Source organism: Butyrivibrio sp. (genome assembly GCF_024699075.1).
The window spans coordinates 1-6,922 of sequence record NZ_JAILQF010000181.1 but is presented as its reverse complement, the minus strand read 5'-3'; the positions used below and the strand labels follow the sequence as shown (position 1 = coordinate 6,922).

Here is a 6,922-nt window from a genome sequence, read left to right as displayed (position 1 = left end):
CCTTTATCTAAGATTCTTTTTCCTAATTAAACTTATGAATACTCATAAGTTTAATTCCTAACAACCACAACAATTACTGCAATTATCACTATTCTCCATCTAGTCTGATGTTTCCACAGTATCCTGCGCAACATATATTCCATCTTCACTTGAATTGGTAAAAATGTATAATGTCTATACTTTATTAAAAATGGTGATTCAGTAGCTGCTCTCTGCAATCATATATACCGGATCTCTGGTCTTGAAGCTTTCAACCACTTCACCCTCAGTACTCATCTCAGAGTAGACATTTACATCTTCATTTAATGTGACAACTGCGCTCTGGACATCTTCCGCAACGTAGCTAACTATACTACCTGCTATACAAATCAGCATAAATATCAACTAAGCTGTTAATACCTTTATTCGCTTTTTAATGTGTATTTTCTTCCTCTTTTCGAGTCATATAGTCATACTCAATCCTCTTTACATGATACTGAACATCTTGAAGTATTCTTCTATTCGCTGCTATAGTATCTGCCATTATACCCATAACGAATATAAGTGCTCCGATGATGATGAGCATACAGCCAAGAATAAGTGACTGTACATGTCCTCCACTAGTACCTTGTGTTATGAAATACAAGAATCTTATTCCTATACCTACTCCTAGCACTACGAATGGGAAACTTAGTATTGTAAATGCCTTGAGTGGCTTATACATAACATACGCCCTTAATATTGTCAGCATTGACTTCTTGACATATCCCCAGATACTCTTGAAGAGTCTTGAAGGTCTAAGCTCTGCATTAGTCCTTATAGGAACACTTGTCATAGGGATACTCTCTCTACCTGCCTGAACGATTGTTTCAAGAGTGTATGTATAGTCATTTACTACATTGAGCTTCATGGCAGCATCACGGCTAAATGCCCTGAATCCGCTGGGAGCGTCAGGAATATTTGTATTAGATACCTTTCTGACTGTCCAGCTTCCAAGGTGCTGAAGTTTCTTTTTAATATAGGAAAAATGTTCTGTCTCATCGATAGGTCTTGCGCCTATGACAATGTCGGCCTCTCCATTCAGAATAGGACGAACAATCTTCTCAATATCCTCTCCCTTATACTGATCATCAGCATCGGTATTGACAATGATGTCTGCTCCGCATCTAAGGCAACCGTCAAGTCCTGCAATAAATCCCTTGGCAAGTCCCTGGTTCTGCTTGAAATTGACGATGTGATGTACACCCCAGTTTCTCGCCACCTCAACTGTATTGTCCTTACTGCCGTCATTGATAATGAGGTATTCAATTTCATCGATGCCATCTATATGCCTGGGCAGGTCATTGAGTGCAACCTCAAGTGTCTCCGCCTCGTTATAGCATGGTATCTGAATGATCAGTTTCATACACGTTCCCTTTCGATATCAGTAATAGAATATGTCATATTTTATGGTTACATATTGCATAAATAAATATCAGTTTAAAGGACAACAAAAAGCTTATAGATTAGATATATTTATAGCGTTATCTTGATATAGTCCAAGACAACCTGATTATTAGTGAATTTAAAAAGAGTAAAAAAAAGAAAACCAAATTCTCTTTGGATTACCCCTCTAAATGATGTAACAAGAAAAGCTGCAATTTATCAATAAGATATTCTGTCAGTATCCCCCTCTTTTCTTAATATTAAAAGTCGGAACCTTTGTTTCTTATTACTATACATTTACTATACATGGATTATCGCAAAATAATCTTTGGTTTTTTGTTTTAGAACTTAAGACAATTATATCACAAAAATACTAATATATGATATATAATATTAAATATTAAATTTTTAGGATAAATTTTGTATTGTTTACTTTAAAAAACCGAAAAAACTAACTAGTTTTTTAAAGGAGGCCAGGAATGGATCAAATCACACACGATGTGCGTACAGCCCAGTGGGCTGAAATCGTTCATAAGTGTCACGAACGCCCCGAGAATCAGACAGCCAAAGCTTGGTTGAATGAAAACGGGATTGATGTAAAACAATACTACTATTGGCAGCGCAGGTTAAGAATACTAGCTGCCGAAACCACCAATAAGTCTTTGCTGAAAACTCGTTCTTCAGAGGAAGTGACATTTGTTGAGATGCCATCTCTAAATGAATTGCCAGCTGAGCGTACTGAAGAAATAGTGAGCAGTTCCGGACCAGCAGCATTGATTCGGGTTGGCAAGATTGAAATTGAACTTCATAACGGCATATCAGACGAGCTTCTAGGCAAGATCTTGAAGGTAGCTGCCTATGCTTGCTGAACTTGGTGGTGTTACTAAGATAATCCTTGCTGTAGGGTATACCGATTTAAGACTTGGCATCAACGGTCTTGCACAGGTCGTTGGAACAAAGTATGATCTTAACCCATTTGAGAAAGGAACTCTGTTCCTATTCTGCGGACGTAGATCCGACAGAATCAAAGCACTGCTATGGGAGGGCGATGGCTTTCTGCTACTTTATAAGCGTTTGGAGGATGGCCGTTTTGACTGGCCACGAACTCCAGCTCAGGCAGCGAGTCTGACTACTGAGCAGTACCACTATCTTCTCATAGGACTAAATCCATTAAAGCCTAAGATAAAACAGGTAAACCCACAGCATATATACTAATACGCTTGTGCAAAACGGAGAATTTTTACCCCCCTCTGTTTTTCATAATAAACACGGCATTCTGATACTGTTCAGATGCCTGTAAACGCCTGCATATGCGCCTTGAAGGCGTTTTGTTGAGCATTTGTTGCACTTTGAAAACTCTATATTTCCTTTTGGTGTATGAAGCTCTATTAATTAATAATCCATAGGCATAATCACCAAGGCAAAAACACGCCAAGTTCGCTATTTATGGGCTTTTCCTGTACAATAGATGCATAGGAAAGGACATGATATGGCGCATAAATACACTGAAGATGAATTAAATATGTTAGGTCCCAAAGTGGTTAACGGCATGTTTCTGTCCTTGCAGGATCAAATGGAGCGCATGAATGAAAACATGGAAGCGCTCATTGAACAATTGCGTATAGCCAATCAGCGACAGTTCGGCAGGAAGACTGAAAAGATCGATCAGATCTCCGGTCAGATGTCTCTTTTTAATGATGCCGAATACTTCGCTGATGATGAACCTGAAGCTGATCCGGAAGATATCCTTCCGCCCAAGAATGGTTCCCGAAAACGCAAAGGTAAAAAGCAGGAAGATCTTCAGGGATTCCCTGAAGAGTTCATCTCACACCCAGTCAGCGATGACGAAGCAGATGCTTTCTTTGGTGAAGGATGCTGGAGAAGAATGAAATCCGATGAATTCACAAAACTGCTTTACACACCGGCTTCCTGGAAAGTTGAAAGACACTCTGTTGATGTTGTTGTCGGCAAGTCTGGTGATCATCAGGATGAATTCTTAAGAGGAAAACGCCCTGTTGAGATGATTCCCAAGAGCCTTGCAACACCTTCGCTTGAAGCAGCGATCATAAATGCCAAATATGCGAATGCTAATCCGCTTGATCGTATCGAGCGTGACTTCAGCCAGTTCGGATTAAATCTTTCCAAGCAGACCATGTCCAATTGGACTATTAGATGTGCTGAGGATTATTTCAAACCCTTCTGTGAAAAACTGCGAGAAATACTTTTATCTCTTCATGTTACTCAGTCTGATGAAACGCCAGTGAATGTCATACATGACGATCGCCCTGCTGGAAGCAAGAGCTACATGTGGGTTCATCGATCTGGTGAGTTCTATAAGGACAGACAGATAGTCCTGTATGAATACCAGAAGACTAGGCATCATGAACATCCTGAGAATTACTACCGGGATTACAAAGGAGTTCTTGTGACCGACGGACTTCAGCAGTACCACCTGATAGAGAAAAATCTAAAAGGTGTGACCAGCGCGAATTGCTGGGCTCATGCGAGAAGGGATTTCTCCGATGCTATAAAGGCAATCGGCAAAAAGAATCAGAAATCCATCAAGCATTCGGTAGCTAATGAAGCTCTTGAAAGGATAGCCGAGATGTACCACATCGAAGGTGAACTCAAGGAACTTTCATCAAAAGAAAGGCTCATCCGCAGACAGGCAGAGATAAAACTGCTTGTGGATGATTTCTTCGAGTGGGCAAAACAATGTATTGCCGACGGTATCCTTACAAAAGGTAAAACCCTTGATGGTCTAAACTACTGTATCAACCAAGAAAAGTACCTCAGAGTATTCCTTGAAGATGGCGATGTCCCTATGGATAATTCTGCCAGCGAAAGAGCAATAAGACCTTTCACAATTGGCAGAAAGAACTGGGAATTCATGAATACCATCAAAGGCGCAGAAGCCAGCGCTCTGATATATTCAGTTGTGGAAACAGCCAGGGCCAATCATCTAAATGTTTATTACTATGTTGAGCACCTCCTTACAGAGCTTCCAAAGCTCCGGGATGAAAAAGGAAATATAGATACGGCTGGTATGGATCATTTATTACCTTGGTCCGAATTATTACCAGAAAGATGCCGTAAACCGCGCCGCAAATAAAACTGCGGCGTTTATTTTACAAGCAAGCGGATTATTTGACGCTTACAAAATATGGGTAAAGAGAATAGACTCTTCACCCATATATGAAATACTGGCAACTGTGTGAACTATCCTATCATACCAGAAACTCACCGTAAGATCCCGGATAGCCCTTTTTAAGAGCTTTGTTGAACTGACTGCGAAGGCGTCCATATGCAAGCCATGCAGAAACATATTCCATGATAAGTATCATGGCAAAAACAGGGATTATGAACATAAACAGATGTGTTTTGTCTTGCACTGCTGTGTTACTTAACATCGAAAATGTCATGAATACAAACAGTATAAGCATAATAGCGAAAGAAACGATCACATTCTTCTTTTTAGAATTAACATGCTCTGTTATGCTTGCATTTATCTGTGTAAGCTGGTTCTTGTTTAGCTGTCCGGCCTCTATGACACGTTTAGTATTGTCATCTAATGATTTGTACTGAATTCTAACTAACATTTAGTATATCTCCCATTTCTTAACCAATTTGCAAAAACGGTTTTTATTTTTGCGTACAAATTCATATATTATCACGATAATAGAGACTTGGCAAGCCAAAAGAACAAAATCCTCCTTCAAGACAATTAGAAGTTTCTTAGAATATCAAGTCCCAGGAGCAGTGCCTTTTCATGAGAATCTTTTCCGAAGTCTCTGGCGTCGTATTCGTGAACGTTGGAAAGAGAATCGGCAGTAAAAAGGAACTGACCAAAGCTTGCACCTCTTTTCCTGCAGCAGGCTGCAAGAGCTGCGCATTCCATTTCAACTACCTGGCAGCCTTCCTCCAGGCGGTAACTAACCATGTCTTTGGTCTCTCTAAAGAACCTGTCTGTAGTCCATGTGGTACAGGGGGTGAATGGGAGGTTGTGCCTTTTGAAGGTATCTTCTATTGCTGTGATAGGTTCCTTATCCATTTCAATATATCTTGATGCAGGCAGGTAATGGTAAGATGTACCTTCATCTCTCAGAGCCTTTGTTGGCACAAGGAATGCATTCTCAGGAAGGTCTGCAAGTACGCCGCAGGAGCCTACTGCGATGACTTTCTTGCAGCCTGCTGATACAAGACTGTCCAGCGTCTGAGTGGCAGCTGCCGCCCCTATAAGAGACTGAACAAGGCAAATATCCTCTTTTTCCTCATGAAGAATATAGACTTTGTATGTATGTGATACTGTGACCAATTCCTGGATCACTTCTGCATTTTGAGCCTTGGCATAATCGTGGACCACATCGCCAAGGAAAGCAAAAAGACATTTCTCAGGAAGCTTCGTATCCTCAAAATCGTGATCAGGAGCGATAACTTCAAGAGATGTGTCATCGTATTCTAATATTGGAATCTCATTTTTAATAATCATATGTTATAACCTCGTTGCAATATCCAGTGCAAGATAAAGTTTTCCAAAGTCATGGTTTGCTTTGGTAAGTTCGCTAACCTCATATCCACTCTCAGCAAGAACATCTCCCGCTTCAAGGAAATTGTATAGGTCAAGTCCATAGAAATCGCATAAAGCCTGAACTCCTGCAAGTTCCATTTCAACAGCTATACATCCCTCTTCTTTTCTCCTAGCGACAAGTCCTTTCGTCTCGCGCAGCATAGAATCTGTAGTCCATACATTTCCCTGAACGTATGGTGCTTTTAGTTCATCAAATATACCGGCAAGTTTATCACTATTTTTTATCTCAAGATAATCTGACGCCGGCGCATAGTAATAGGATGCTCCATCGCCTCTATAGGTCTTGGTAGGGATAATGAATCTACCTGAAGTTTTGTCGGCATCAAGACTGCCGCAGGAGCCAAACATAATGAACTGTGTTGCACCTGTCTGCCAATGAGCCTCATAGCAAGCTCCCGATGCAAAAGCTGAGCCAATTCCCGTAAGATAAAAAGCTATCTTTTCCCCCTTGTAATCAAGGCTATAGATTGTTATTGCTCCGTTGCAGGCACCTATATATCCAATCTCTTCACATTCGAATTCTTCGAGAAGGAAGTCATGGATCTTTTTTGAAAAAATAATCAGGCATTTATCCACTATGTGCTTCTGTTCCCCATAAAATTCTTCTATCTTTACTATTGGTTCTGTCTGGTCGTCAAAAAAATCTGGTATCATCCAGGTATCCTCCATTTTTCTTTACTTTTCAAAAATATTCGCCATGATTATCTCATCAATGTAAGTGCCGTCTTTAAGTTTGAAAGCTCTTGGGTTTACGCCATATTCCTTAAAGCCGAATTTCTTGTAGAGATGTCTTGCTCTGTCGTTGTCTGCAAATACGCCAAGTTCTACCTGCTCAAAGCCGTTCTCTTTGGCCTGTTCAAGGGCTGTCTTCATCATGAAGCTTCCAAGACCCATGCCGGTATACGTCTGGCGGATGGACATTCCAAGGTA

General features: G+C 40.5%; 9 protein-coding genes. 3 read left to right on the top strand and 6 right to left on the bottom strand.

Annotated elements, in window-relative coordinates:
- Positions 1-198: 198 nt before the first annotated feature.
- A complete protein-coding gene (locus K6G87_RS07090) occupies positions 199-375 on the bottom strand; it encodes a hypothetical protein (protein WP_296835347.1) in 177 nt (58 codons plus the stop codon).
- A gap of 37 nt (positions 376-412) precedes the next feature.
- Positions 413-1,384: a glycosyltransferase family 2 protein gene (locus K6G87_RS07085; protein ID WP_296835345.1), complete on the bottom strand. Its 972-nt coding sequence runs from the start codon at positions 1,382-1,384 to the stop codon at positions 413-415.
- Between the two features lie 499 nt (positions 1,385-1,883).
- Between K6G87_RS07085 and K6G87_RS07080 the strand changes: the two genes are divergently transcribed.
- From K6G87_RS07080 to tnpC, 3 genes are all read left to right on the top strand, one after another.
- Entirely contained in the window at positions 1,884-2,273 is a 390-nt protein-coding gene (locus K6G87_RS07080; RefSeq protein WP_296835343.1) for an IS66 family insertion sequence element accessory protein TnpB, read from the top strand.
- A complete protein-coding gene (gene tnpB / locus K6G87_RS07075; RefSeq protein WP_022756239.1) occupies positions 2,263-2,619 on the top strand; it encodes an IS66 family insertion sequence element accessory protein TnpB in 357 nt (118 codons plus the stop codon). The genes K6G87_RS07080 and tnpB overlap by 11 nt, the downstream gene beginning before the upstream one ends.
- Positions 2,620-2,893: 274 nt before the next feature.
- Positions 2,894-4,516, top strand: a complete 1,623-nt coding sequence (tnpC, locus tag K6G87_RS07070) for an IS66 family transposase (RefSeq protein ID WP_296835340.1) — start codon at positions 2,894-2,896, stop codon at positions 4,514-4,516.
- A 115-nt stretch (positions 4,517-4,631) separates the two neighbouring features.
- Here tnpC and K6G87_RS07065 read toward each other — a convergent pair whose 3' ends face one another.
- The 4 genes from K6G87_RS07065 to K6G87_RS07050 all read right to left on the bottom strand — a co-directional run.
- A complete protein-coding gene (locus K6G87_RS07065) occupies positions 4,632-5,003 on the bottom strand; it encodes a hypothetical protein (RefSeq protein ID WP_296835339.1) in 372 nt (123 codons plus the stop codon).
- 125 nt (positions 5,004-5,128) lie between these two features.
- Positions 5,129-5,893, bottom strand: coding sequence for a nucleoside phosphorylase (locus K6G87_RS07060; protein ID WP_296835337.1), 765 nt, complete (start codon positions 5,891-5,893; stop codon positions 5,129-5,131).
- Positions 5,894-5,896: 3 nt separating this feature from the next.
- Entirely contained in the window at positions 5,897-6,646 is a 750-nt protein-coding gene (locus K6G87_RS07055; RefSeq protein ID WP_296835335.1) for a nucleoside phosphorylase, read from the bottom strand.
- A 21-nt stretch (positions 6,647-6,667) separates the two neighbouring features.
- Positions 6,668-6,922 (bottom strand): GNAT family N-acetyltransferase (locus K6G87_RS07050; protein WP_296835334.1); only part of this gene is annotated, 255 nt, incomplete at its 5' end.